General features: G+C 68.7%; 23 protein-coding genes. 13 read left to right on the top strand and 10 right to left on the bottom strand.

All coding sequences use genetic code 11. The features are described 5' to 3' along the window. Positions 1 to 46 precede the first annotated feature (46 nt). Both ASF94_RS05450 and ASF94_RS05455 read left to right on the top strand, forming a co-directional pair. Positions 47 to 592 carry a PAS and helix-turn-helix domain-containing protein gene (locus tag ASF94_RS05450; protein ID WP_056662754.1) on the top strand — a complete coding sequence of 182 codons (546 nt, stop codon included), beginning with the start codon at positions 47 to 49 and terminating at the stop codon, positions 590 to 592. A gap of 164 nt (positions 593 to 756) precedes the next feature. After that, complete coding sequence (locus ASF94_RS05455; protein ID WP_235505272.1) at positions 757 to 1,464, top strand: HD domain-containing protein; 708 nt, start codon at positions 757 to 759, stop codon at positions 1,462 to 1,464. Between the two features lie 105 nt (positions 1,465 to 1,569). On the opposite strand, the gene ASF94_RS05460 is transcribed toward ASF94_RS05455, so the two are convergent. From ASF94_RS05460 to ASF94_RS05485, 6 genes are all read right to left on the bottom strand, one after another. Then, on the bottom strand, positions 1,570 to 2,850 hold the full coding sequence (locus ASF94_RS05460; protein ID WP_056662757.1) for an NAD(P)/FAD-dependent oxidoreductase: 1,281 nt from the start codon (positions 2,848 to 2,850) through the stop codon (positions 1,570 to 1,572). Between the two features lie 160 nt (positions 2,851 to 3,010). Beyond that, positions 3,011 to 4,486 carry a YdgA family protein gene (locus ASF94_RS05465; RefSeq protein ID WP_056662761.1) on the bottom strand — a complete coding sequence of 492 codons (1,476 nt, stop codon included), beginning with the start codon at positions 4,484 to 4,486 and terminating at the stop codon, positions 3,011 to 3,013. 209 nt (positions 4,487 to 4,695) lie between these two features. Next, positions 4,696 to 6,924 (bottom strand): catalase/peroxidase HPI, encoded by a 2,229-nt coding sequence (katG, locus tag ASF94_RS05470; protein ID WP_056662764.1) that lies wholly within the window; start codon positions 6,922 to 6,924, stop codon positions 4,696 to 4,698. 371 nt (positions 6,925 to 7,295) lie between these two features. Continuing rightward, positions 7,296 to 8,228: an NAD(P)-dependent oxidoreductase gene (locus ASF94_RS05475; RefSeq protein ID WP_056662767.1), complete on the bottom strand. Its 933-nt coding sequence runs from the start codon at positions 8,226 to 8,228 to the stop codon at positions 7,296 to 7,298. Further along, on the bottom strand, positions 8,225 to 8,911 hold the full coding sequence (locus ASF94_RS05480; RefSeq protein WP_056662770.1) for a diguanylate cyclase: 687 nt from the start codon (positions 8,909 to 8,911) through the stop codon (positions 8,225 to 8,227). Before ASF94_RS05480 ends, ASF94_RS05475 begins: the two co-directional genes overlap by 4 nt. Before the next feature lie 250 nt (positions 8,912 to 9,161). Continuing rightward, on the bottom strand, positions 9,162 to 10,175 hold the full coding sequence (locus ASF94_RS05485) for a tripartite tricarboxylate transporter substrate binding protein (RefSeq protein WP_235505273.1): 1,014 nt from the start codon (positions 10,173 to 10,175) through the stop codon (positions 9,162 to 9,164). Positions 10,176 to 10,288: 113 nt separating this feature from the next. Here ASF94_RS05485 and ASF94_RS05490 point away from each other — a divergent pair, with 113 nt between their 5' ends. Beyond that, on the top strand, positions 10,289 to 11,140 hold the full coding sequence (locus tag ASF94_RS05490) for an IclR family transcriptional regulator (protein ID WP_082493004.1): 852 nt from the start codon (positions 10,289 to 10,291) through the stop codon (positions 11,138 to 11,140). A 186-nt stretch (positions 11,141 to 11,326) separates the two neighbouring features. Continuing rightward, complete coding sequence (locus ASF94_RS05495) at positions 11,327 to 11,911, top strand: peroxidase-related enzyme (RefSeq protein WP_056662773.1); 585 nt, start codon at positions 11,327 to 11,329, stop codon at positions 11,909 to 11,911. Between the two features lie 68 nt (positions 11,912 to 11,979). On the opposite strand, the gene ASF94_RS05500 is transcribed toward ASF94_RS05495, so the two are convergent. Then, complete coding sequence (locus tag ASF94_RS05500) at positions 11,980 to 13,023, bottom strand: LacI family DNA-binding transcriptional regulator (protein WP_056662775.1); 1,044 nt, start codon at positions 13,021 to 13,023, stop codon at positions 11,980 to 11,982. Between the two features lie 409 nt (positions 13,024 to 13,432). Here ASF94_RS05500 and ASF94_RS05505 point away from each other — a divergent pair, with 409 nt between their 5' ends. From ASF94_RS05505 to garD, 3 genes are all read left to right on the top strand, one after another. Continuing rightward, complete coding sequence (locus ASF94_RS05505; protein ID WP_056662779.1) at positions 13,433 to 14,392, top strand: tripartite tricarboxylate transporter substrate binding protein; 960 nt, start codon at positions 13,433 to 13,435, stop codon at positions 14,390 to 14,392. 99 nt (positions 14,393 to 14,491) lie between these two features. Further along, a complete protein-coding gene (locus ASF94_RS05510; RefSeq protein ID WP_056662782.1) occupies positions 14,492 to 15,688 on the top strand; it encodes a mandelate racemase/muconate lactonizing enzyme family protein in 1,197 nt (398 codons plus the stop codon). Positions 15,689 to 15,738: 50 nt separating this feature from the next. Beyond that, positions 15,739 to 17,316 carry a galactarate dehydratase gene (gene garD, locus ASF94_RS05515; RefSeq protein WP_056662861.1) on the top strand — a complete coding sequence of 526 codons (1,578 nt, stop codon included), beginning with the start codon at positions 15,739 to 15,741 and terminating at the stop codon, positions 17,314 to 17,316. Between the two features lie 84 nt (positions 17,317 to 17,400). Here garD and ASF94_RS05520 read toward each other — a convergent pair whose 3' ends face one another. After that, positions 17,401 to 18,081, bottom strand: a complete 681-nt coding sequence (locus ASF94_RS05520) for a TetR/AcrR family transcriptional regulator (protein ID WP_056662785.1) — start codon at positions 18,079 to 18,081, stop codon at positions 17,401 to 17,403. Positions 18,082 to 18,203: 122 nt separating this feature from the next. Between ASF94_RS05520 and ASF94_RS05525 the strand changes: the two genes are divergently transcribed. Together ASF94_RS05525 and ASF94_RS05530 are read left to right on the top strand one after the other, a co-directional pair. After that, positions 18,204 to 19,130: a metal-dependent hydrolase gene (locus tag ASF94_RS05525; RefSeq protein WP_082493010.1), complete on the top strand. Its 927-nt coding sequence runs from the start codon at positions 18,204 to 18,206 to the stop codon at positions 19,128 to 19,130. A gap of 188 nt (positions 19,131 to 19,318) precedes the next feature. After that, entirely contained in the window at positions 19,319 to 19,672 is a 354-nt protein-coding gene (locus ASF94_RS05530; protein WP_056662863.1) for a response regulator transcription factor, read from the top strand. Positions 19,673 to 19,744: 72 nt separating this feature from the next. Here ASF94_RS05530 and ASF94_RS05535 read toward each other — a convergent pair whose 3' ends face one another. Continuing rightward, positions 19,745 to 20,596, bottom strand: coding sequence for an MBL fold metallo-hydrolase (locus tag ASF94_RS05535; protein ID WP_056662866.1), 852 nt, complete (start codon positions 20,594 to 20,596; stop codon positions 19,745 to 19,747). Positions 20,597 to 20,711: 115 nt separating this feature from the next. Between ASF94_RS05535 and ASF94_RS05540 the strand changes: the two genes are divergently transcribed. Next, complete coding sequence (locus ASF94_RS05540; protein ID WP_056662792.1) at positions 20,712 to 21,140, top strand: DUF1810 domain-containing protein; 429 nt, start codon at positions 20,712 to 20,714, stop codon at positions 21,138 to 21,140. A gap of 65 nt (positions 21,141 to 21,205) precedes the next feature. On the opposite strand, the gene ASF94_RS05545 is transcribed toward ASF94_RS05540, so the two are convergent. Next, positions 21,206 to 22,132, bottom strand: coding sequence for a DMT family transporter (locus tag ASF94_RS05545; protein ID WP_056662795.1), 927 nt, complete (start codon positions 22,130 to 22,132; stop codon positions 21,206 to 21,208). 239 nt (positions 22,133 to 22,371) lie between these two features. Here ASF94_RS05545 and ASF94_RS05550 point away from each other — a divergent pair, with 239 nt between their 5' ends. The 3 genes from ASF94_RS05550 (at position 22,372) to ASF94_RS05560 (ending at position 26,359) form a co-directional block, all read left to right on the top strand. Further along, positions 22,372 to 24,078: an electron transfer flavoprotein-ubiquinone oxidoreductase gene (locus ASF94_RS05550; RefSeq protein WP_056662798.1), complete on the top strand. Its 1,707-nt coding sequence runs from the start codon at positions 22,372 to 22,374 to the stop codon at positions 24,076 to 24,078. Between the two features lie 355 nt (positions 24,079 to 24,433). After that, entirely contained in the window at positions 24,434 to 25,384 is a 951-nt protein-coding gene (locus ASF94_RS05555) for an ABC transporter substrate-binding protein (RefSeq protein WP_369818635.1), read from the top strand. Between the two features lie 93 nt (positions 25,385 to 25,477). Next, the gene (locus ASF94_RS05560) at positions 25,478 to 26,359 is read left to right on the top strand and encodes an ABC transporter permease (protein WP_056662804.1); all 882 of its coding nucleotides are present in this window, start codon (positions 25,478 to 25,480) and stop codon (positions 26,357 to 26,359) included. Positions 26,360 to 26,446 lie beyond the last annotated feature (87 nt).

Raw genomic sequence — 26,446 nt, forward strand, 5'->3', positions numbered from 1 at the left:
TTACGATACTACGTACTTCATTACGTAGTTTTCCCTAAAGACTTCCATGGATACTGCCGACTACCGCCTCGCGTTCGACATGGCCCCGGTCGGCCTGGTCATCTCGCGCAACCGCACCATGGTCGATTGCAACCGCCATGTGTGCGAGATGTTCGGCGCCTCGCGCGAGGTGCTGATCGGCCAGTCCTTCCGCATTCTCTACCCCAGCGCCGACGAGTACGAACGCCTGGGCCGGCGCATGGAGCCCATCCTGAACGCCAAGGGCCACTATGCCGACAACCGCATCATGAAGCGTGCGAGCGGCGAAGTGTTCTGGTGCCATGTCTCGGGCCGCGCCCTGAACCGCGAGGCACCGCACGAATCGGGTATCTGGAGCTTCGAGGACCTGAGCGCGGAACGCCCCGTCAAGGCAGAGCTGACCGGCCGCGAGCGCGAGGTGGCGGCCCGGCTGCTGGACGGCATGACGTCCAAGGAAATCGGCCGGGCGCTGGACATCAGCCACCGCACGGTGGAGATCTACCGGGCGCGCCTGATGCGCAAGTACGGCGCCTCGACGGCGGGCGATCTGGTGCAGAAACTGCTGGCCGGTTGATCGGGATCTCATCGAAAAAGTGAGCGGACTGCCGGCCCAAAGCAAGCGTTTCAGGCACTTTCCTGCCCCAAGATATTGACTATCAACCGCCTGGCGCTATCAAATTGATAGTCACCCCGTGCCGGCGCGCATGCCTGCCGCACCGGCAGCCCCAAGGACACGCCATGACGATCCACCAGCCCGTTGACGCAGACACCGCCATGAACACCGACCCAGCCCTGCCCTTCGCCCCCCATGCCGCGCTGGCCCGGGCGCTGCTGCCGCATGCGCTGGGCACGCCGGGCGGGACGAGCGACGGGGCGCACGACATCGCCCACCTGCTGCGCGTATGGCGCAACGTGCAGCGCATCGCGTCAGCCGAAGGCGGCGACCTCGAACTGCTGCTCGCCGCCACGCTGCTGCACGACTGCGTGAATGTCGAAAAGGATTCGCCCCTGCGCGCGCAGGCGTCCCGTCTGTCGGCTGAGAAGGCCAGAGGGCTGCTGGCCGACGTGGGCTGGGCGTCCGGCCGCGTGGAAGCGGCCGCGCACGCCATCGAGGCGCACAGCTACAGCGCCGCCATCGTGCCGCGCAGCCTAGAAGCGCGCATCCTGCAGGACGCCGACCGGCTCGACGCCATCGGCCTCGTCGGCGCGGCGCGCTGCTTCTACGTGGGCGGGCGCATGGGCCGCGCCCTGTACGACCCGGCGGACGCCCGCGCCGCGCAGCGCCCGCTGGACGACGGCCGCTTCACGCTGGACCACTTCCAGCGCAAGCTGTTCCATCTGGCATCGGGTTTCCAGACGTCGGAAGGCGCCCGTCTGGCGGCGGTGCGGCAGCAGCGGCTGCGCGACTTCTACGAAGGCTTTCTGGAAGAGATCGAAGAGGGCTAGCCCTGGGAATTCGCTGGCACCCGAGGACGCCAGCGCGGACAGACAGCCAGGCACACAGGCAGGTAGACAGGCAGGCGAGCCCGGACAACGGCGCAGCGTGCCTCGTCAATGCAGCTTGAGCCGCCCCGACACGCGCTTTTGCAGCAGCCGCGCCAGCGCCAGCACCACCGTCTTGCCGGTGCCCAGGATGGCGCGGTGGTGGTTCAGGTGCAGCGAGATGTACATCCACTTGGCGATCAGCCCTTCGACGAAGAAGTTGCGCCCGCCCAGGCCGCCCATCAGGTTGCCCACACCCTTGTTGTCGCCCAGCGAAACGAGCGAGCCGAAGTCCTTGTAGACGAAGGGCTCGGTCACTTCGCGCTCGCGCAGCAAGGCACCCAGCACGTTCGCCAGGTAGTCGGCCTGCTGGTGCGCGGCCTGGGCGCGGGCCGGCACCGTCTTGCCGTCCTCCCACGGGCAGGCGGCGCAGTCGCCCAGGGCCAGCACGTCGGGCGCGGAAGTGCGCAGGCGGTTGTCCACGACAAACTGGTTCAGGCGGTTCACCTCCAGCCCCAGGCGCGCATTGCCATCGGCGGCCTTGATGCCGGCCGCCCAGACGATCAGGTCGGCCGGAATCGCGCCTGCCGGCGTCACCAGCGCGCCGCGCTGGATCTCGGTCACGCGCGTGCCGGTCAGCACATTCACCTGCTTGCGGCGCAGGGCCACTTCCGCCTGCGCGGAAATCTTCTCGGGCAGCCCGCCCAGGATGCGGTCGCCGCCTTCGACCAGGGTGATGTCGAGCCGGAAGCGCTGGCTGGTGCCCAGGCTCTCCAGCAGCTCGGCATAGGCCTCGAGCAGTTCGGCGGACAGCTCCACCCCCGTAGCGCCGGCACCGACGATGGCGATCGACAGCGCCCGGCTGTCCGCGAACGAAGCCCGCGCGCAGGCGCCCAGCCAGTCGGTGTGAAAGCGCTGCGCGTCGCGTACGTTTTCCAGCAGATAGGCGTGTTCGATGCCGGGCGTGCCGAAGGCGTTGGAGCCGCTGCCGATGGCCAGCACCAGCCGGGTGTAGCTCACCGTGCGGCGCGGCACCAGCAGGTCGCCCTCGGCATTGCGGATCTCGCCCAGTTCGATGGACTTGCGCGCGGTATCCAGCCCCACCAGGTCGCCGATGGCAAAGCCGAAGTGGTTGCGCCGCGCCAGCACCGGGTACGACAGCCCTTCCTGGTGCGCATCCAGCGTGCCCGCGGCCACCTCGTGCAGCGTCGGCTTCCAGATGTGGAAAGGCGAGCGGTCCACCAGCAGCACGCGTTCGCGGCCCTGCCTGGCCCCCAGGCTGCGACCGAGGCGGGCCGCCAGTTCCAGCCCGCCTGCCCCGCCGCCGACGATCACGATGTCTGAATGCATGAATGAATCTCCCTGTGCGCAAGGCCCCAGTTTATGCTGGTAAACCCTGATTCACTTCCGAGACTGCGATGCCTCGCCGACAAAAAAGCCCGCAAGGACGGCGGGCTTCGGTGACAGGCGCTGCCCGGCGGCGGACTCGTCGGGCAGCGGCGGGCGAGGCTTACCGCATCAACCCTGGTGGCAGCGGCATGGTCTTGCCGTTGAGGTTCAGCTGGCCCGACTCCAGTTGCACGGTGCTGGTCACGAACTCGCCTTCCTGACGCACATAGCCCGAGGACTGGGCCATGCGGAGCATGGCGTCCACGTCGCGCTCGCTCGCCTGCGGCCGTCCGGTGGCATGGGCCAGCGGCAGCATCCAGGCCTTCGGCATCCGCGCGGAGGCCTGCAGCGCCGAGCTCTTCATCAGCGCCGGCATCCAGCCCGCCTGGGCCACTTCGGCGTCGGAGGGCGCGCGCTTCACCTCGCCGCCATACTGCAGCTCGCCGGTCTTGCCCTGGTAGGTCGCCTTCAGCTGCATCGAATAGGCCGGCAGGGCCTGTACCAGCCGGGGGGCGTTCTCCATCAGCACCGTCATGCTCTGCTGCTCGATCGCCGCCACCGCGTTGGCGATGCCGCCGGCGCGGTAGCTGTCGAGCACCACGCGCTGGAAGCTGCGGATGGCTTCGATGCTGATGCGCTGGATCTTCTCTTCGGCGCTCAGCGCCTCGAAGTCGATCGGGCCCACGCGGCCGGCTGCATTCAGCTGGGTGGTCATGCCCAGCGTGCCGTTGGCGGCTTCCACGGCGTAGTTGCCCACCACGTTCTTCACATCCAGCAGGGGCTTGGAGTCGCCGCCGCCTGCCGGCAGCATGCTGACGAACGCACGCTCCATGCGGAAATCGCCCTTGCCGGGGCCGATGAGCCACAGCCCGTCGATGACGGCCATGTCGAAGCGGCCGTCCACGCCCTGGAGCTGGATGGAGGTGCGATCCACCGGCTCGACCGCGGCGGTCTCGTCGTTGTCGCTTTCTTCCTCGGGGTCAGCCTCGGCCAGCGCGGATTCGTCGGGAATGCCGGTCAGGCCGAACTCGGGCATCCGGAAGCTGCCTTTCAGGTGCTGGCCGTCGCGGCTGATGGCCATGTCGTACGCCATCTCCTGCCAGCGCATGGCCATGCCGTCGCTGTCGCCCATCTCGCCGGCGGGCAGCTGAAAGTGCACGTCGTGGCTGCCCGTCAGGTGGTGCACCGTCGTGAGGATGGGCGCGGAAGCCTTGCTGAGGCGCGCCTGGGCATCGGCGTTCAGTCCCTCCAGCGAAAACCGGGAGTCGATGACCGCGCCGGCGAGCTTGGCGCCTGCCAGCGGACCGTGGCGCACATCGCTCGCCACCACCAGCCGCAGCGGCTGGGGCGCGGCGCCGCCCTCCTCGTCCGGCGCGGGCACCCACTGCAGCACCAGTCGCGCCTTCGACGACAGGAAACCCTTGTCGTAGTCGTTCGACACGACGACGTCGTTGCCCAGCGCCTTGCGCAGTTCGGCGACCGCTTCCTGGTAGTCGGTCTGCACGCGCTGCCCCAGGTACCAGGTCGCCCCGCCGTAAGCCACCACGGCGGCGGCCACTGCACCGGCCACCGCCACTCCCACTCTCTTGTTGCTCATTGTCGAATCCCGTTGTCTGAAAGTTCCGCTCCGTGCGGGCTGGCCCGGGGACAGCCTGCAGCGTGAACGGCGCCGCACCATGCGGTGAGGGTCGGCAAGGTTAGCAGCTTCGGGAATGGGCCCGGCCCACGACAAAAGCCCGCCACCTGGCACCAGGGGCGGGCTTGCAAAGGGAGCGCGGCCCGCAGGCCGCGGCCGACCGGGGTCGATCAGCGCAGGTCGAAGCGGTCCAGATCCATCACCTTCGCCCAGGCAGCGACGAAGTCGCGCACGAACTTCTCCTTGGCGTCGGCGCTGGCGTACACCTCGGCCACGGCGCGCAGCACCGCGTTCGAGCCGAACACCAGATCGACGCGCGTGCCGGTCCACTTCTTCTCGCCGGTCTTGCGGTCACGGCCCTCGAACACGTCACCGGCCGGCTTCCATTCGGTGGACATGTCCAGCAGGTTGGCGAAGAAGTCGTTGGTCAGCGTGCCGGGCGTGGCGGTGAACACGCCATGCGTGGAACCGCCCACGTTGATGTTGATGGCGCGCAGGCCGCCGACCAGCACCGTCATCTCGGGCGCCGTCAGGGTCAGCAGCTGCGCCTTGTCCAGCAGCAGCACTTCGGCCGGCACGCTGTAGCGGGCCTTGGTGAAGTTGCGGAAACCATCGGCCGCCGGCTCCAGCGCCTCGAACGACTCCACGTCGGTCTGGTCCTGGCGGGCATCGGCGCGGCCCGGATTGAAGGGCACGGACACTTCGACCCCAGCGGCCTTGGCGGCCTGCTCCACGCCGGCAGCACCCGCCAGCACGATCAGATCGGCCAGCGAGAGGCGCTTGTCGCCGTCGGCACCCTTGTTGAAGTCGCGCTGGATGCCTTCCAGCACCTGCAGCACGCGGGCCAGCTGTTCGGGCTGGTTCACGGCCCAGTCCTTCTGGGGGCTGAGGCGGATGCGCGCACCGTTGGCACCGCCGCGCTTGTCGGAGCCGCGGAAGGTGGAAGCCGAGGCCCAGGCCGTGCCGACCAGTTCCTGCACCGTGAGGCCGGAAGCCAGCACGCGCTGCTTGAGCGCGGCCACGTCGGCAGCGTCGATCGGGTCGTGCGTGACGGCCGGGATCGGGTCCTGCCAGATCAGCTCTTCCTTCGGCACTTCAGGGCCCAGGTAGCGGGCACGCGGGCCCATGTCGCGGTGGGTCAGCTTGAACCAGGCACGGGCGAAGGCTTCGGCAAAGGCCTGCGGGTTTTCGAGGAAGCGGCGCGAGATCTTCTCGTAGGCCGGGTCGAAGCGCAGCGACAGGTCGGTGGTCAGCATGGTCGGCACGCGCTTCTTGCTCGGGTCGTGCGCGTCGGGGATGGTCGCGGGCGCATTCTTGGCCTGCCACTGGTGGGCGCCGGCCGGGCTCTTGGTCAGTTCCCACTCGTACTTGAAGAGGTTCTCGAAGAACTCGTTGCCCCACTGGGCGGGCGTGCTGGTCCAGGTCACTTCCAGGCCGCTGGTGATGGCGTCGCCGGCCTTGCCGGAGCCGAAGCTGCTGGCCCAGCCCAGACCCTGGTGTTCCAGTCCGGCGGCTTCGGGTTCGGGGCCGACATGGTCGGCAGCGCCCGCGCCGTGGGTCTTGCCGAAGGTGTGTCCACCCGCGATCAGCGCGACGGTTTCCTCGTCGTTCATCGCCATGCGGGCGAAGGTCTCGCGGATGTCGTGCGCGGCGGCCACCGGGTCGGGATTGCCCTCGGGGCCTTCGGGGTTCACGTAGATCAGGCCCATCTGCACGGCGGCGAGCGGGTTCTCCAGCACGCGCTCCTTTTCGTGGCCGTGCATCGCCGGCTCGGCCACCAGGGTGCCGTCGCCGGGCGTGCCCTTGCCGTAGCGGGCATCGCCGCCCAGCCAGGTCTTCTCGCTGCCCCAGTACACGTCCTGATCGGGTTCCCAGGTGTCCTCGCGGCCACCGGCGAAGCCGAAGGTGCGGAAACCCATGGTTTCCAGCGCCACGTTGCCGGTCAGCACCAGCAGGTCGGCCCAGGAGATCTTCTGGCCGTACTTCTGCTTGATGGGCCAGAGCAGGCGGCGGGACTTGTCGATGTTGACGTTGTCGGGCCAGCTGTTGAGCGGGGCGAAGCGCTGCTGGCCACGGCCGGCGCCGCCACGGCCGTCGCCCGTGCGGTAGGTGCCGGCGGCGTGCCAGGACATGCGGACGAACTGCGGGCCGTAGTGGCCGAAGTCGGCCGGCCACCAGTCCTGGGAATCGGTCATCAGGGCGCGCAGGTCGCGCTTGAGGGCTTCGTAGTCGAGCTTCTTGAACTCTTCTGCGTAGTTGAAGCTGCCGCCCAGCGGGTCGGACTTGGTCGAATGCTGGTTCAGCAGGTCAACGCGCAACTGGTTGGGCCACCAGTCCTTGTTGATGGTTCCGCCGTTGGCGGCTGCGGCGTGGAAGGGGCACTTGCTGGCTTCTGTCATGGGGTGGTCCTTTCTGCTTGACGGAACGAATCGTAGCCAAGGTTCCACGCGCCAGAAAGTCAATAAAACCCATGGCGGCCATAGTTATTTCTGCATGCGGTGCATGCCCGGTGCCCGCCTGCTACACGCCCTTGAAACTTGGCCGCGCGGCGAGCGCCGCTTCCATCCGGAGCCGGAAGGCTCGGCACGCCCGTCGAGTACTCAGACCATGCCCAGCCCCGGCTTGGCGGCCAGCCGGCGGCCCTGCGTGTCCACGGCCAATCCATCGTTCTCACCGGGGCCGCCGGGCCGTGCGAGATGAAGAGGGGCTGACCTTGGCGGCCGAGCGGGCGGCGGAAGGCCGTGGCCGCCGCTGCCTGCCGCTCCCTCGGTCAGGCCGCAGCCGAGGCGCGTTCCAGCACCTCCAACAGGTTCCGGGCCGCCCCCACGCCCATGTTCACGTAGGCATCGCCCGTCACGCCACCGATGTGCGGAGAGAGGACGACATACTTCTCGCTCTGGAACGGGTGGCCTGCGGCCATCGGCTCCACGGCAAAGCTGTCCAGGCCCGCCGCCATCACCTGGCGCGAACGCACGGCCTCCAGCAGCGCGGCCTCGTCGATCAGGCCACCCCGCGCGGTGTTCACCACGATCACGCCGCGCTTGCACAGGGCCAGCGTGGCGGCGTTCAGCATGCCGCGGTTCTCTTCGGTCAGGGGGCAGTGCAGCGAAATCGCATCCGACTCGCGCCAGATGGCGTCGAGCGGCACGCTCTGCACGTAGTCCGGCAGGTTCTTGGCGAAAGGGTCGAAGCCGATCACACGCATGCCGAGCGCATCGGCCATCTTCGCGAAGCGCAGGCCGATCGCGCCCAGGCCCACCAGGCCCACGGTGCGGCCGCCCAGTTCCAGGCTCTTGTGCGTGGCCTTGTCCCAGTGGCCGGCGTGCATGCGCGCATCCAGCTCGACCACGGACTTGGCGCAGGCCAGCAGCAGCGCCAGCGCCTGCTTGGCCACCGCCGCGGCATTGGCGCCCACGGCGGCCACCACCTCGATGCCGCGCGCCTTGGCAGCCGCCTTGTCGATGGTGTCGGTGCCGCTGCCGTGCTTGGAGATCACTTTCAGCGACGGAGCCGCGTCCATCACGGCCGCGCCCACCTTGCCGTAGCGCACGATGATGGCCACCGGGTCATGCTGGGTGGCCAGCGCGACCATGTCGCCCTCGGTCGGCGTCTTGCCGGCGTAGACGATGTCGAAGCCCTGCAGCAGATCCAGCGCCTGCTGCGCCAGGTCGGCGCCGGTGACGATGATGGTGCGGGCGCTCACAGCGATTCCCCTTCCTTCAGCAGGCCGGCGGCACGCAGCGCGGCGGGCAGCCACTTCGATGCCGTATCGCCGCGCGCGATGGCCTCGATGCGGGCGGCCTCGTCGGCCACCTTCCTGTCGGCCAGGGCCAGCATGGCGGAGGCCTTGGCGCGTTCGATCACGACCACGCCGTCGGCGTCGCCCACCACCAGATCGCCCGGGTTCACCACCGCGCCGCCGGCGGAGATGGGGTGGTTGATGCGGCCGGGCACGTACTTGGTCGGGCCGGCGGGGTTGAAGCCGGCGCTGAACACGGGAAAGTCCAGCTCCAGGATCTCCAGCCTGTCGCGGATGGCGCCGTCCACGATCACGCCGGCCAGGCCGATCTTCTTGCAGGCGCTGAGCATCAGCGTGCCCATCAGCGCGGCGGTCTGGTCGCCCTTGCCGTCGATCACCAGCACGTCGCCGGGCTGGGCCAGCGCGATGGCGGCGTGGATCATGAGGTTGTCGCCGGGGCGCACCTCGACGGTGAAGGCCGGGCCCGCCACTTTCATGCGCTGGTGCACGGGCGAGATGCGGGCATGCATGGTGCCGCGGCGCCCGGCCACATCGGCCAGGATGGCGGCCTGGAAGGTGCCGGCCTTGGCAACGACGTCGGCGCCCACGCGCTCGATGTCACGGATCATTTCGGGAAGCTGGCTCATGGTGATGCTCGCTGAAAGGAAAGGAAAGAGGGTCGGTTCGCCGGCGCCGGGGGCTGCAGCGATGCGGGGGATGCGCCGAGGACGGCGGGCGTGGGGCCCGCTCCCGTGCGGTCATTCACGGCATGCGGCGGTCGCCGGGGTTGCCGGCGCAGGGGTTGTCTGTGACGACGCCGGTCATCGCGCCCGGACAGACGCCCGAACCGACGCCCGGACAGCCGCCTGGGCGCGGGAGGCATGCGGCGGCGGGCAGTCAGTCGATGCTGGCGCCGGAGTCCTTGACGATCTTGGCCCAGCGGGGCACTTCGGCCTTGAGCAGTGCGCTGAACTTTTCCGGCGTGCCGCCGAGCACGTCGCCGCCTTCCGACTTGAGCTTCTCCGCCACGTCCGGTTGGGTCAGCGCCTGGTTGATCGCCTGGTTCAGCGTCTTCACGATTGCCGCGGGCGTGCCTGCGGGCGCCAGCACGCCGTACCAGGAAGCTGCCTCGAAATCCTTGTAGCCCGATTCGGCCAGCGTGGGCGTGTCGGGCAGTTGGGCGGAGCGCTTGAGCGACGTGATCACGATCGCGCGCAGCTTGCCGTTGCGCACCTGGCCCAGCAGCGTGGGCACGGCGGACATGTACAGGTCGATCTGCCCGCCCACCAGGTCGGTCATGGCCTGCGAGGCGCCCTTGTACGGCACATGGCGCAGCTGGATGCCGGCGGCGTTCTCCGCCAGCTCGCCCGCCAGGTGGGCGACCGTGCCGTTGCCGGAATAGCCCAGCGTGAGCGCGTCGGGCTTGCCCTTGGAGGCGGCGACCACGTCGGCGAAGGTCTTGTAGGGCGAGTTGGCGGGCGCGGCCATGACGATGGGTGCCGAGGACACCAGGGCCACGGGCACCAGGTCCTTGAGCGGGTCGTACGGCAGCTTGGCGTAAAGCGAGGGGTTGATGGCCAGGTTGCTGGTCTGGCCCATCACCAGCGTGTAGCCGTCCGGCGCGGCCTTGGCTGCGGCGTCCACGCCCAGGTTGCCGCCGGCACCCGGACGGTTGTCCACCACCACGTTCCACTTGTGCTGGTCGGTCAGCTTCTGCGCCACGGTGCGCGCGATCATGTCCGTGCCGCCGCCGGGCGGGAACGGCACGATGAGGCGGATGGGCTTGCTGGGGTAGGCGGCCTGCGCGTGGGCGGCTGCGGGAGCGAGTGCGGCCGCACCCATTCCCATCAGGGCCGCAAGGCACAGTGGCGCGCCCAGGGCGCGGCGAGTCATCGAAATGGCGTTCTGCATGGTTTGTCTCCTGTTTGTGGACCTGCCGTGCCGTGCTGCAGGCATGGGTGGCAACCCTACGAAAACGTTTCAACCCATACAATGCAGTTGCGCACAGCGAAACGAATACCACCATGGGCAACCCTTCTACGACACGGTCCTCCGCTCCCTCGAACACCGCATCGAGCGGTAAAGCGGACAGTTCATCCCTGCCTGTCACGGCCCACGACGATGACGCGGGGCAGACCCGGGCCAGAGAGTCCGGTGGCGTGATCGCCGTGACCCGCGCCCTGCAGGTGCTGGAGGCGTTCGCCCTCGGCGAATCCCATCTGCCGCTGGCCGAGCTGAGCCGGCGCTGCGGCCTGCACAAGACCACCGTGCTGCGTCTGGCACGCACGCTTTCGCAATCGGGCTATCTGGTGCAGCGCGAGGACGGCGACTGGCGGCTCGGCCCCGCCACGGGCTGGCTGGGCGCCCGCTACCAGGCGGGCTTCGACGTGCAGAACGTCATGGAACCGGCCCTGCGCGCGCTGACCCAGGCCACCGGCGAAAGCGCCGCCTTCTACGTGCGCGAAGGCAACCTGCGCACCTGCATCGTGCGCGTGGAAGGCCCGCAGGCCTTGCGCCACCATGCGCGCATGGGCGAGGGCCTGCCGCTCGACAAGGGCTCGCCGGGCCGGGTGATCCTGGCTTTTTCGGGCGAACCCGGCGCGGTGTACGAAGCCATCCGCCAGCGCGGCTACCACTGGTCGATCAGCGAGCGCGAACAGGGCGTGGCCACGGTGTCCGCGCCCGTCTTCGGCATGCACTGGCGGCTGATGGGGTCGGTCTGCATCTCGGGGCCCGCATCGCGCCTGACCGAAGACCGGCTGCAGGGGCTGGCGCAGACGGTGGTGAGCGCTGCCACGCAGCTGTCGTACGCGCTGGCGGGGAATGCGTCGGCCCAGGCGGCGCCCGTGCAAAGGGAAAGCCATTGGCATCCCTGACCGGCGGCGGCAGCCCGTCCAGGGGCGTGCTGCTGCGGGCGGTGTGAAGCCCCCAGCCCACCGTACGACCCGCCCTGCAGGCCCGGCCCGCCGAGGCCCGTCACGGCGCCGCCCCCTCGGGACATCGCCGGCCGCCAGCGCGTGCTACCGTCTCCAGCGCCCTTCCCCCACCGTCAGGAGACCCGCTTGAGCCGCTACCCTCACCCCGACCTGAACACCCTGCCCCAGGACATCCGCGCCCGCATCCTGGAAGTGCAGGAGAAATCGGGTTTCATTCCCAACGTGTTCCTCGCCTTCGCGCGGCGGCCGGCCGAATGGCGGGCGTTCTTCGCCTACCACGACGCGCTGATGCTGAAGGAAGAAGGCAGCCTGACCAAGGGCGAGCGCGAGATGATCGTGACCACCACCAGCGCGGCCAACCAGTGCCTCTACTGCGTGGTGGCCCATGGCGCCATCCTGCGCATCTACGAAAAGAAACCGTTCATCGCCGACCAGGTGGCAGTCAACTGGCGCAAGGCCGACATCAGCCCGCGCGAGCGCGCCATGCTCGAGTTCGCCATGAAGGTGTGCCTGAACAGCCAGGCGGTCGAGCCGGCCGATATCGATGCACTGCATGCGCACGGCTTCGACGATGAGGACGCCTGGGACATCGCGGCGATCACGGCGTTCTTCGGCTTGTCCAACCGCATGGCGAGCTTCGCCGGCATGCAGCCCAACCCCGAGTTCTATCTGATGGGGCGGGTGCCGCGCGAAAAGAAGCAGTGCCAGTGAAGCAGCGATGCTACTGATTCAGTAGCACCACAGGCTTATTTGACAAGCGCTCACGGCGGTTTTCACCATCAATCCACGGCGGGGTGGCCGGGCGGACCCGTGTCGCCGGCGGTCGCCGAGGTGGACGCTCGCTCGATCATGCGGAAACCCAGATCGAACGACGACCGCTCGGGCGCCACGCCCCGGCAGCGGTCCACGATGAGCCGGGCGGCCAGGCGGCCGATCTCGGGGCCGTCCACATGCACGGTGGTGATGGCGGGCACCATGTGCGCAGCGAATTCGGCGTTGCCGAAGCCGGACACCGCCAGGTCCTCCGGCACCCGCAGGCCGCGCGCGCGGGCCTCCACCAGCACGCCATGGGCCAGCATGTCGGAGCTGCAGGCCACCGCCTGCAGTCGGGGTTGCCGTTCCAGCAACTCGCCCAGGGCGCGACGGCCCGATTCGAGCGTGCTGGGCGCGGCCACCCGGGCGGTGGGCACATCGCGGCCCCAGGCGGCAGCGAAGCCTGCGTGCCGCTGCATGGCGCGGTGGTCGTCCCCGGTGGCGATGCCCACACGTTGATAGCCCCGCGCCAGGAAATAGCCTGCCAGTGCGCTGCCGACCTTCAGGTGCGAGAAGCCGATCACCATGTCCACGGGCCGGTCGCTGAAGTCCCAGGTTTCCACCACCGGAATACGCGCGCGGCGCAGGCGCTCGCGGGCGCGCTCGGACTGCACCAGCCCCATCATCACGATGCCGTCCGGCTGGCGGCTGATCATGGCGGCCAGCACTTCGTCCTCGCGCGCTGCGTCGTAGAAGGTCTGGCCCAGCAGCAACTGGTAGCCCTGCTCGTGCAGCGCGGCGGTGAGGGTCTGGACGGTGGGAAGGAACTGCGAAACCGACAGGGCCGGAACGATCCCCGCCACCATGCGGCTGCGCTTCGACTTGAGCCCGCCCGCCAGCAGGTTGGGAACATAGCCGGTCGCCTCCACCGCCTGCTCGACCCGGGCGCGCGTCTTGTCGGAGACGATGGCCGGGTTGCCCAGCGCGCGCGAGGCCGTGATCAGCGACACGCCAGCCGCCTTGGCCACGTCGTGCAGCGTGGCGGGTTTGGGGGGAATGGGTGGGTTCATGGAAGGACGTGGGGAAAGATGCTCCGCGAGGCTGCTTCCCACCCCTCGAAGCCCTCAGTCATTCGCGCGGCACAGATGCGTGGCCGGGGTTCAGCGGATGGGGACAGGGACTGGCGAGCAGTGCATGGCGAAGGCAGAACAGCGGGCCGGCGCACTGGCCCGCCCCGCGATTCGGTTCGCATCCTGCCACGGCTTGGGTCCACCCCAGGGGCAGGTTCCGCAAATCCGCCCCGCCGCAGGCACGACCCCAGGCACCAGGAAAACCCTGATGAAATGTCAAAATGACAACGATATCATTTAACCAACGGTGTCCAGATCAGCCTTCTCAGCAGCCAATAACAGAGCGCGCCGTGGATTGAACATTTCAAATGACAACGATGTCACCTCAGGTGCTCGACAAGGAGACAAGATGAAGAAGATGGTTGGGGCTGCGGCCCTCCTGCTGGCCGCGCTGGGCGCGTCGGCCCAGAACTGGCCGGAAAAGCCCGTCACCCTGGTGGTGCCGTTCCCGCCGGGCGGCTCGACCGACCAGGTGGCCCGCGCGGTGGGCCCGCGTCTCACCGAGAAGTTCAAGCAGTCGTTCCTGGTGGACAACAAGCCCGGCGCCACCGGCACCATTGGCGCCACCTTCGTGCAGCGGGCACCGGCCGACGGCTATACCTTCCTGGTGACCTCGCTGGGCCCGCTGGTCATCGTGCCGCACCTGCTCAAGAGCCTGCCCTACGACCCCACCAAGGACTTCGACTTCATCACGGTCGCCGTGCAGTCGCCCAACGTGCTGGTGGTGCCCGCCGCCTCGCCGCACAAGAGCGTGGCCGACGTGGTGGCCCACCTGAAGGCGAACCCCAACAAGATGAGCTTCGCCTCGGCCGGCAACGGCTCCAGCGACCACCTGACGGCCGAGCTGTTCTGGCAGCAGACGGGGACCCAGGGCGTCCACATCCCCTACAAGGGCGGCGCGCCTGCCCATACCGACCTCATCGGCAACCAGGTGGACGCCTCCTTCCAGAACGTGAATTCGGTCATCCAGTACATCAAGGCCGGCAAGATGCGCCCGCTGGCGATCACCAGCCCCAAGCGGTCTGCCGTGCTGCCCGACGTGCCGACGCTGGCGGAAGCCGGCGTGAAGAACGTCGAGGTCGCTTCCTGGCAAGCCATCGTGGCACCCAAGGGCCTGCCGCCGGCCGTGCGCCAGAAGGCCCACGCGGCATTCGTCGAGGCGCTCAACGATCCGAAGGTGAAAGACCAGTTCGTGTCGATCGGCTTCGAGATGGTGACCAACACGCCGGAGGAATTCGCCGCCTTCCAGCGCAAGGAATACGACCGCTGGAAGACGGTGATCCAGAACGGGAAGATCACCATCGATTGAGGTGCGCCTCCCATCCGGGCCCGCTCGGCCGGCGAAGCTCGCGCCGGGTGGGTCACGGACAGATCATTTCCTCGTGTTCATCCCCTCGCCCGCCCTTCCATGCCTTCTGCGCCTGCTCTCGCCACTGCCGCCACTGCCGCCGCCACTGCCGCCATTTCTGAAACCGCCAGCCAGGACCGCATCGCCTGGATCCGGATTTCGTCCTGCTACCTGCCGCTCGCGCAGCCGATCAGCGACGCCAAGGTGCTGACGGGCCGGCAGAAGCCGATGACCGAGATCGCGATGCTGTTCGCGGAGATCGAGACCCGGGACGGCCACCGCGGCTTGGGGCTGAGCTATTCCAAGCGCGCCGGCGGGCCCGGGCAATTCGCGCACGCGAGGGAGATCGCGCCCGCGCTGATCGGCGAAGACCCGAGCGACATCGCGCGCCTCTGGACCCAGCTGTGCTGGGCCGGCGCCTCGGTGGGCCGCAGCGGCATGGCGGTGCAGGCCATCGGCGCCTTCGACGTGGCGCTGTGGGACATCAAGGCGCGCCGCGCCAACCTGTCGCTGTCCAAGCTGCTGGGATCGCAGCGTGACTCCGTGCGCTGCTACAACACCTCGGGCGGCTTCCTGCACACGCCGCTGGACCAGCTCAAGGTGAATGCGCGGGCCTCGCTCGACCGCGGCATCGGCGGCATCAAGCTCAAGGTGGGCCAGCCGGACTGCGCGCTGGACATCCGGCGCGTGGAGGCCATGCGCCAGCATCTGGGTGACGCCACACCCATCATGGTGGACGCCAACCAGCAATGGGACCGCCCCACGGCGCAGCGCATGTGCCGCATCTTCGAGCAGTACAACCTGGTCTGGATCGAGGAGCCTCTCGATGCCTACGACTACGAAGGCCACGCCGCGCTGGCCGCACAGTTCGACACGCCCATCGCCACCGGCGAGATGCTGACCAGCGCCGCCGAACATGCCGAGCTGATCCGCCACCGCAGCGCCGACTTCATCATGCCGGACGGCCCGCGTTTGGGCGGCATCACGCCGTTCCTGAAAGTGGCGGCGCAGGCCGAAGCCGCCCATGTGATGCTGGCACCGCACTTCGCCATGGAACTGCACGTGCACCTGGGCGCCGTCTACCCCAGCGAGCCGTGGGTCGAGCATTTCGACTGGCTGGAGCCGCTCTTCAACGAACGCCTGGAATTGAAGAACGGCCGCATGCTGGTGCCCACCCGCCCCGGCCTGGGGCTTTCGCTGACCGAACAGGCCCGCGCCTGGACGCGCGAGACCGCCGAGATCGGCCAACGGGCATGATCGCACCCGCGGCGCGCGCCCTCCAGCGCAGCCCGCCTGAGGACCCCACCATGAACGCCCCCACCCCCCTCTCCCGCCCGCCCCTGCACATCAAGATGCATGCGGCCGACAACGTCGCCATCATCGCCAACGACGGCGGCCTGCCCGCCGGCACCGCCCTGCCCGGCGGCCCGGTCCTCGTCGAACACGTGCCCCAGGCCCACAAGGTGGCGCTCGAAGACATTCCCGCAGGCGGCGTGGTGCGCCGCTACGACGTGCCGATCGGCTATGCCGTACGGCCCATCGCCGCCGGCAGCTGGGTGCATGAAAAGCTGCTGCAGATGCCCGAGGCGCGTTCGCTGGAAGGGCTGCCCATCGCCACCGTGCGCCCGCCCGCGCTGGAGCCGCTCACCGGCTACACCTTCGAGGGCTATCGCAACGCCGACGGCTCGGTGGGCACGCGCAACATCCTCGCCATCACCCAGACGGTGCAGTGCGTGGCCGGCGTGACCGATTTCGCCGTGCAGCGCATCAAGGCCGAACTGCTGCCGCGTTTCCCCAACGTGGACGACGTGGTGGCGCTGGAGCACGGCTACGGCTGCGGCGTGGCCATCGACGCGCCCGACGCGATCATTCCGATCCGCACGCTGCGCAACATCAGCCTCAACCCCAACTTCGGCGGCGAGGTGATGGTCGTCAGCCTGGGCTGCGAAAAGCTCCAGCCCGAGCGCCTGCTGCCACCCGGCAGCATCCCGCTGCGCGACGAGCGCACGCTCGAAGAAGCCCCGCTCGACGTCGTCTGCCTGCAGGACGAAGCGCATGTGGGCTTCATGTCGATGGTCGAATCGATCATGCGGCAGGCGCAGGGCCATCTGGCGCGGCTCAACGCCCGCCGGCGCGAAACGGTGCCGGCCAGCGAACTGGTGGTGGGCGTGCAGTGCGGCGGCAGCGATGCCTTCAGCGGCGTCACCGCCAACCCGGCGGTGGGCTTTTGCACCGACCTGCTGGTGCGCGCAGGTGCGACGGTGATGTTCAGCGAGGTGACCGAGGTGCGCGACGGCATCGACCAGCTCACGGCGCGCGCCTCCACGCCCGAGGTGGCCCAGGCGATGATCCGCGAGATGGCCTGGTACGACGCCTACCTGAACCAGGGCCGCGTGGACCGCAGCGCCAACACCACGCCGGGCAACAAGAAAGGGGGCCTCTCCAACATCGTCGAAAAGGCGATGGGCTCCATCGTCAAGAGCGGCAGCGCACCCATCAGCGGGGTGGTGTCGCCGGGCGAGAAGGCCCGGCAGAAGGGCCTGCTGTATGCGGCCACGCCCGCCAGCGACTTCATCTGCGGCACGCTGCAGCTGGCCGCGGGCATGAACCTGCACGTGTTCACCACCGGCCGGGGCACACCCTACGGCCTGGCCGAGGTGCCGGTCATCAAGGTGGCCACCCGCAGCGACCTGGCGCGGCGCTGGCACGACCTGATGGATGTGAACGCAGGGCGCATCGCCGATGGCGAGGCGACCATCGAATCGCTGGGCTGGGAGATGTTCCAGCTGATGCTGGAAGTCGCCAGCGGCCGGCACAAGACCTGGGCCGAACGCTGGAAGCTGGCCAACCAGCTGGTGCTGTTCAATCCCGCGCCAGTGACCTGAACGAAAAGCCCAGCCCTATTGCTATACTTATTATAGCTATAGGTGATTTATTCACGGGCGATACAGCCCGTTTTGGCTTGCAATTCACGGCGCAGCCCGCGGCGCATCGTCGTCCGCCCGCAGCAGTCCCCAGATCATGCGCACCAGTTCGTCCTCGAACGCGGGGGTGCCCAGAAGCGGCGAGTTCTCCAGCGCGGCGCTGCGGATGGCGCCCATCACCGCACGGGTGGCGACGAACATCATGGCCGGCGTGGGCGAGCGCACCGAAGCATCGCCCCCGCCCTCTTCCACCAGCCGCGATAGGGCCAGCGCGTTGCGCTCGGCGCCTTCGCGCAGCGCGGCGGTGACGGCCTCATGCCGGTCGATGCGCCAGCCCAGCCGCACCATCTGCCGCCCGGCCAGCGAACGGCCGGTGCCGAAGGCCGCCACCAGCAGGCCCACCATGTCGCGCACCACCGCGCGCACCTCGCGCCGCTCGGCCACCGCCGTGTCCAGCAGCTGCTGGATCTGCTGCTGCACGCGCTGGCGCTCGCGCTCCACCATCGCCAGCAGGATGGCCTCCTTCGAGGGGAAGTACTGGTAGAGCGTGCCGATGGAAAAGCCCGCCACCTCGGCGATGCGATTGGTGGTCACGGCTGCCTCGCCCTGCTGTTCCACGATCTGAGCTGCGGCGCCAAAAATGGTCTCGATGGTCTGCAGCGCACGCTCCTGCGTGGGCTGGCGGCGCAAGGCTGGCCGGGGTTTGGGGGTGTCGGTCTTCTTCATGGGTGATGCGGGCAAAACATGAGCATTAGGCGAGTAGCGGTGCGCGGACGGAATCTGAATAATGCTCAGAAACAGCTTCCACTGCAATGCGGGCGGCCCGCGCCGCCGCCAGGAACGTGCCCATGACCCACACCTCTACCGCTGGAGCCACCTCCGCTGACACCGCGCCGGACGGCCAGGCCGCAGACGTCCGTCGCCCCAGCCCGTTGCCCATCCGCAAGCTGGCCGTGAACCTGGAGCGCGGCTTCGGCCGCCACTGGCACGGCGGCAAGGCGTTTCATACCCAGTTCTTCAATGCGCTGTCGATGAGCTTTCCGGTGGGCGAGCAGTTCTTCATGGACGCGGTCCGGAGCGCGGCCCCCCTGTTGCCCCAGGGCCCCGAGCACGCCGCGCTGCGCGAAGAACTGCAGGAGCAGCTGCGCGGCTTCATCGGGCAGGAGGCCACGCACCGGCAGATCCACGGCCTCTACAACGCGCAGCTGGACAAGCAGGGCCTGGTCAACCGCTGGCAGCAGTGGGCGCGCGAGCGCATCGGCCGGCTCCACGAACGCGCCCCGCATCCGCTGCATGCGCTGGCGGTGACCTGCGCCTATGAGCACTTCACCGCGCTGCTGGCCGATGGCACCCTGCGCTACCCCCGCTGGCTGGAGGGCGCAGAAGCCGAAATGCAGTTGCTCTGGCGCTGGCATGCGGCCGAGGAAACAGAGCACCGCTCCGTGGCGTTCGACCTGTACCGTGCGGCCGGCGGCAGCGACCGATGGAGGGTGCGCTGGTACCTGTTCGTCTGCGTCACTTTCGCGCGCGACGCGCTCTGCCAGACCGCCCTGAACCTGCACCGCGACGGCACGCTCTGGCGGCCCTCGACATGGTGGCAGGCCCTCGATCTCTTCTGGGGCCGCGACGGGCTCGTGTGGCGGACGGTGCCGGCCGCGCTGCGCTACCTGCGCCGCGATTTCCATCCCGACCAGGAACGGCATACACCCGGCTCCGCGGCCCTGGCGCAGGAATGGCTTGTCGCGCATGCGACACGTTTTCGCGTCATCCGCTGATCGGCGCTATCACTCGGATAGCTTCAGGCCGCGGTAGCTAAAGGCTGAGCACCTCCCAGGGCGGGTCATCGGCAGACCTGGGGCATCAGGCGCTCCAAAAACCCTACGGCCCGAAAAGCCTTTGTTCCTACACGCCATGTCGTGCGGCGCCCGGATGCTCGATGGAATCGCTCCGCTCCCACACCCTCATGCAAAAACGCATCATCCTCGTCGAAGACAATCCCGCCATCCGTGCGTCGCTGCTCTCCGCACTGAGCGATCTCACCATCGGTGAGGTGGTGGCGACGGCGGAAACCGTCGACGAGGCGCTGAAGGTGTCCACCGAATGCGACTGGCAGCTGATGGTGCTGGACCTGTTCCTGCGCGAAGGCAACGGGCTTTCGGTGCTGGAGGCGCTGCAGCAGCGCGCGGCCAACCAGCAGATCTTCATGCTCACCAACTACGTGTCGCCCGACGTATGCCGCCGCTGCGCGGCCCTGGGTGCCGATGCGGTGTTCGACAAGTCCACCCAGCTGGACGAGTTCTTCACCGCCATCAACTGAGCTTTCTGCCGCCCCCATCCGGCGGCGCCGGGGCCGCCCGGGGCACGGCCCCCCAGGCAATTCCACCCGCCTTCACGGCAGCGACGACAGGGACCGCCCTGCCAGTTGCTCGAATTCCCGGTTGTCGTGCGCGCAGCAGACCCGCACCTCGCCCGCATGGCCGTGGGCCAGCGCCCGCAGCCGCTGCTGGTTGGCCAGGCGCGCCGGCCGGTCCTTTTCCATCAGGGCCTGGTAGGCCCGCAGCCCGGGGGTGCACCAGGGTGCGGCGGCATCCATCTCGCGGTGATGGAAGTAGGCATCGCCGGCCTGCAGCAGCCAACCCTCTTGCGATCGCACGGCCACGCCGGCATGGCCCAGCGTGTGGCCGGTCAGGGGGACCAGCAGGATGTCGTGCGGAACGCCCTCCAGCTCCCGCACGCAGTCGAAGCCGAACCAGCCTTCGCCCTGCGACGGCGCATAGGTGTGCCAGTGCTGGCGCTGCGTCCACTGCTGCGGCCGATAGCGCTGGCGGTCCAGCCAGCCGCGCCGGGCCATGGCGTCGTCATGTTCCCGCGCCAGCAAGTGCACGCGCGCCCGCGGAAAATCGTCCAGCCCCCCGGCATGGTCGAAGTCGAGGTGCGTCAGGACGATGTCGCGCACGTCGGCGGTGTCGAACCCGAGCCGGCGGATCTGCCGCACGGCCGTCATCTCCTCCCGCAGGTCGGGGTCCATCAGCCAGAGGAAGAACGGGCTCAGGCGGCTGCGTGGGTCGCGCACGTCGCGCAAGCCGTAGCCAGTGTCCACCAGCACGAGGCCGGCGGGCGTTTCCACCAGCAGGCAGTGGCAGCACAGCGGCGCGCGCTGCAGCAGCGAGGGCGTGCAGCCGTCCATCAGATGCCCGCCCAGGGCGCAGGCCGAAATGCAGTTCAGGTGATGGATGCGCAAGGTCATGCGCTGCAGGATCGCGCCGGGCCGACACGCTTTTTTGTAGGACTGGGCACCATCCGACGCGGGCGCAAGCCTCACCACGGGCCGGCCGGCAGCGCGGCCAAGATGGACCATGGCCCCCTTCACTTCGCTCGACCGATTCCTGCAGGCACAAGCCCCCGTCTGGCCCCAGGTACAGGCCGAGCTGCATGCCGGCCGCAAGCGCACGCACTGGATGTGGTTCGTCTTCCCGCAGCTGGCCGGCCTGGGCCACAGCGAGATGGCGCGCCGCTATGCCATCGCCTCGGCCGCCGAGGCCCGGGCCTATCTGGATCACCCGGAGCTGGGCCAGCGGCTGCGTGCCTGCTGCGACCTGCTGCTCCAGCAGGAAGGCCGCTCTGCCCACGACATCCTGGGCAGCCCCGACGACGTGAAGCTGCGCTCCAGCATGACCCTGTTCAGCCAGGTGGCAGCCCCCGAAGACACGGTGTTTGCCGCCGTTCTGCACCGCTACTTCGGCGGCCAGCCCGACCCGCTGACGCTGGAGCGGCTCGCCCCATGAGGCGCTTCGCCCCGCCCGGGTCGGATCGGTGCGGGCAGGCGCTGGCGCGTGCTGCGCCAGCCCTCTCAGCGGTGCGCGCGCACCGACGCGAGAATGCCGAGGGTGAACAGCACGCAGGCCGCCCACTGGGCGGCCGAGGGCCAGTGGCCGGCCCAGGCGAAGGAATAGAGCAGCGCGAAAAGCGTTTCGCTCACGATCAGTTGCCCGCAGAGGCTGGCCGACAGGCGCTGGCTGGCGACGTTCCAGAGCACGGTCGCCAGCCAGCTGGCGCCGATCCCGATGGCAAGGCACACCAGCACGAAGCTGCCAAAGCCCGGGCGCGCAGCCAGCGACCCGAGGCTGGAGCCGAGCGTGAGCCACAGCAGCAGCCCGCCCAGCCCGGTGGCGATGCCGAGCCAGTTCGCCCACTCGCCCGCACGCACCTCGGGGTGGCGCTTCAACCAGGCCGAATTCAGCAGCGCGAACGCCGTCCAGAACACCAGCGCCACCAGCGAGAGACCGATGCCGCGCCAGTAGCTGCCCGCAGGCAATCCCCCGCTGACGGACGCGGCCGCGCCGGTGCTGGAAGCGTCCGCGTGCGGCACGTCAGCCATCAGCAGCAGGCCGGCGACGGTCAGCAGCAGCCCCGGCACCAGCGCGGTCCAGCGCAACCCGTGCGGCTTGCCCAGCACGATGACCCAGACCGGAATGGTGCCGATGATGAGTGCCGGCATGGCCGCCCCCGCATCGCGGATGGCCAGCACCAGCAGGAAGTAGTAGCCCGTGAAGCCCAGCACCGACAGCCCGAGCGCCGCGCCCGCCTGGCGCAGGCTGGGCCAGCGGGGGGTGCCGCGCAGGCTCCAGAGCAGCATGCCGGCCGCCATGGCACCGTAGGCCATGAAGCGCCACGACGCCAGATCGGTGGAAGGAAACCCGTGCGCGATGGCGGGCGCCACGAACACCAGCCCCCAGAGGGCGCCTGCGGCCAGGCCCGCCGCGATGCCGGTCAGCATGGGCGCGCCATGGGTTGGCGCGGCCGCGCTGCTGCCCGCACTGCGATGCTCCGCATCACCTTGGTGTGCGCGCCGGCCGGTGCCGCGCCGCGCGCCTGTCGATCCGCCATGCGGGGCTTCCTAAAAAAAAGAACGGTCGTTCACTTGCGTGAAAGCCGTGCATACAATCGGTTGCGAGGTGACGCCAGGCCGGGCCCAGCGACTCACCGTGTCGATTATCAAATGACGAAGAGACACCCATGACGAAAGACGAGATTCTGAGCACCTATGGTCCGCGAGAGGCCATGGAATACGACGTGGTGATCGTGGGTGGCGGCCCTGCCGGGCTGGCGAGCGCCATCCGCCTCAAGCAGCTGGCGGCCGAGAAGGAAAAAGAGCTTTCCGTCGTGGTGCTGGAAAAGGGCTCCGAGCCCGGCGCGCACATCCTGTCGGGCGCCATCATGGACCCGAAGGCGCTGACCGAACTCATTCCCGACTGGAAAGCGCGCGGCGCCCCGTTGAACCAGCCGGTGACCGAGGACGCGATGATCTTCCTGGGCGAGAAATCGTCCTGGCGCACGCCCAACTTCCTGCTGCCCGAGTGCTTCCAGAACCACGGCAACTACATCGTCAGCCTGGGCAACGTGGTGCGCTGGCTGGCCGCGCAGGCGGAAGAGCTGGGCGTGGAGATCTTCCCGGGCTTCCCGGCGGCCGAGGTGCTCTACAACGAGGACGGCTCGGTCAAGGGCGTGGCCACGGGCAACATGGGCGTCGGCAAGGACGGCGAGCCCACGGGCGAATTCCAGCTCGGCATGGAACTGCACGGCAAATACACCCTGTTCGCGGAAGGCTCCCGCGGCCACCTGGGCCGGCAGCTGATCTCCCACTTCAAGCTGGACGACGGGCGGGACCCGCAAAGCTACGGCATCGGCATCAAGGAGCTTTGGGAGATCGACCCGCAGCGCCACCAGCCCGGCTTCGTGATGCACACCGCCGGCTGGCCGATGAAGTCGGACACCTACGGCGGCTCCTTCCTCTATCACGCCGAGGACAACAAGGTCACGCTGGGCTTCATCACCGGGCTGGACTATTCCAACCCCTACCTGAGCCCGTTCGAGGAATTCCAGCGCTGGAAGACGCACCCGAACATCCGCTACTACCTGGAAGGCGACGAGGCCAAGGGCATCAAGCCGGCCAAGCGCATCAGCTACGGCGCGCGCGCCATCACCGCGGGCGGCCTGATGAGCCTGCCCAAGTTCGTCTTCCCCGGCGGCGCGCTGGTGGGCTGCGAAGCGGGCTTCCTGAACGTGAGCCGCATCAAGGGCAGCCACGCCGCCATCAAGACCGGCATGCTGGCGGCGGAAGCCGCCTTCGACGCCGTGCAGGCAGGCCGCCAGCACGACGAACTGGCCGCCTACCCGACCGCGTTCGAGAACAGCTGGCTCCATACCGAGCTGAACAAGGCGCGCAACTTCAAGACCTGGTTCAAGAAGGGCCTGGCGACCGCGACGATCATGAACGGCATCGAGCAGTTCGTGCTGAAGGGCCACATCCCGTGGACCCTGCACCGCGACAAGCCCGACTACGCCTGCCTCAAGCCCGCTTCCGAGTTCAAGCCCATCGTCTACCCGAAGCCCGATGGCAAGCTGACCTTCGACCGCCTCTCCAGCGTGTTCATCAGCAACACCAACCACGCCGAAGACCAGCCCGCCCACCTGACGCTGAAGGACCCGAGCGTGCCGGTGAACATCAACCTGGCGAAGTTCGCCGGGCCGGAGGCACGCTACTGCCCTGCCGCGGTGTACGAGTTCGTGCCCGACGAGTCGAAGGGCGGCGATGCCCAGCGCCTGCAGATCAACGCGCAGAACTGCGTGCACTGCAAGACCTGCGACATCAAGGACCCGACCCAGAACATCGTCTGGGTCACGCCGGAAGGCGGCGGCGGGCCGAACTATTCGGGTATGTGAGCCGGCGGGCGATGCGGCAGGGGCTGGCCTTTGCCGGCCACTGCCGGCGCCGATAGGGGGGCGTGATCCCGACGCCCCTCCGGCTGACCTGTCGCAGCGAGGGGCGGACGACGGGCCCACCGCCCACCGCCCACCGCCCACCGCCCACCGCCCATCCGGTGGGAGCTTCGGCCACCTCGGGAAGCACGGTTCGATCACCGAACCAGGGCGACCACGCCGCCCGCCGAAGTCGCAGACGCCCGCCGCCCCTTGCTATGATTTGAGTAGCTGCACGCGCTTGTACCATGAGCGCTGCAGCCCGTTTTGACCATTGAATCCGAGTGAAGAACCCATGTTCCTGACAACACCCTCCTGGATGCCCCTGGGCGCCATCACCTTGGCCCTGACCGCCGCCGCCCCGATGGCGCTGGCCCAGCAGAAGTCCGTCGCCGTGACGGCCATCGTCGAGCATCCGGCGCTGGACGCCATCCGCGACGGCGTGAAGGCCAGCCTGGCCGCGGCCGGCTACGAAGACGGCAAGACGCTCAAGTGGCAGTACCAGAGCGCGCAGGGCAACACCGGCACGGCCGCGCAGATCGCACGCAAGTTCGTGGGCGACCAGCCGGACGCCATCGTCGCCATCGCCACGCCCTCGGCCCAGGCCGGGGTGGCCGCCACCAAGACGGTGCCGGTCGTCTTCTCCGCCGTGACCGACCCGGTCGCCGCCAAGCTGGTGAAGAACTGGGAGCCCAGCAAGACCAACGTGACGGGTGTGTCCGACCTGCTGGCCCTCGACAAGCAGATGGAACTCGTCAAGCAGGTGGTGCCGAACGCCAAGCGCGTGGGCGTGGTCTACAACCCCGGCGAGGCCAATTCCGCCGTGGTGGTCAAGGAACTCAAGGCCCTGCTGCCCAAGATGGGCATGACGCTGGTCGAGGCCGCCGCGCCCCGCTCGGTGGACGTGGGCAGCGCCGCCCGCAGCCTGATCGGCAAGGCCGACGTGATCTACACCAGCACCGACAACAACGTGGTGTCGGCCTACGAAGCGCTGGTGAAGGTGGGCCAGGAGGCCAAGCTGCCCCTGGTGGCGGCCGATGCCGACAGCGTCAAGCGCGGCGCCATCGCCTCCTTCGGCATCAACTACCGCGACCTGGGCGAGCAGACCGGCCGCATGGTGGTGCGCGTGCTCAAGGGCGAGAAGCCCGGCGACATCAAGCCCGAGATCAGCACCAAGCTGGAACTGACGGTGAACCCCGGCGCCGCCGAGAAGCAGGGCGTGAAGCTCTCCGATGCGTTCATCCAGTCTGCCGCGCACGTGGTGAAGTAAGGTTCGAGGTTCCGCTGCAGGCTGACAGCCGGCAGCCCCCCCCCCACCGCAGGAGCTTCGGCTCCTGCTTTGCTTTGACCGAGGCACTCCGCCATGTCCCTTTTCTCCCTGCTCGGCGCCGTCGAGATCGGGCTGATCTTCAGCCTGGTCGCGCTCGGCGTCTTCATCTCGTTCCGGCTGCTGCGCTTTCCCGATCTGACAGTGGACGGCAGCTTTCCGCTGGGCGGCGCCGTGTGCGCGGTGCTCATCTCCACCGGCACCAACCCCTATGTCGCCACGCTCGCGGCCACGGCGGCGGGTGCGGTCGCGGGCCTCATCACCGGCTGGCTCAACGTCAAGCTGAAGATCATGGACCTGCTGGCCAGCATCCTGATGATGATCGCGCTGTACTCCATCAACCTGCGCATCATGGGCGGCCCCAACGTGCCGCTGATCAACGACCCCACGCTCTTCACCCTGCTGCAGCCCGAGGGCCTGGCCGACTACATCGCCCGCCCTGCCCTGCTGGTGGTGATCGTCATCGCCGCCAAGCTGGCGATGGACTGGTTCTTCGCCACCGAACGGGGCCTGGCCATCCGCGCCACCGGCTCCAACGCCCGCATGGCCCGCGCCCAGGGCGTGAACACCGGCGCCATGGTGCTGCTGGGCATGGCCGTGTCGAACGCGCTGGTGGCCCTGGCCGGCGCCCTCTTCGCGCAGACGCAGGGCGGCGCGGACATCTCCATGGGCATCGGCACCATCGTGATAGGCCTGGCCGCCGTGATCGTGGGCGAGAGCATCCTGCCCTCGCGCCGGCTGGTGTGGGCGACGCTCGCCGTCATCATCGGCGCCATCGTCTATCGCTTCTTCATCGCGCTGGCGCTCAACAGCGACTTCATCGGCCTGAAGGCGCAGGACCTGAACCTGGTCACGGCCGTGCTGGTGACGATCGCCTTGGTGATCCCCCAGATCAAGCGCAAGCTGGCCTCGAAATGAGGGCCATCCCCCTGAGGCGCTGCGCGCCTTCCCCCTTCTCTCGGCTGCGCCGGGAAGGGGGACGCCGCCAGCGCAGCGGGGCGGCCC

Origin of the sequence: Acidovorax sp. Leaf160, assembly GCF_001424265.1 — a bacterium.
GTDB lineage: Bacteria > Pseudomonadota > Gammaproteobacteria > Burkholderiales > Burkholderiaceae_C > Paracidovorax.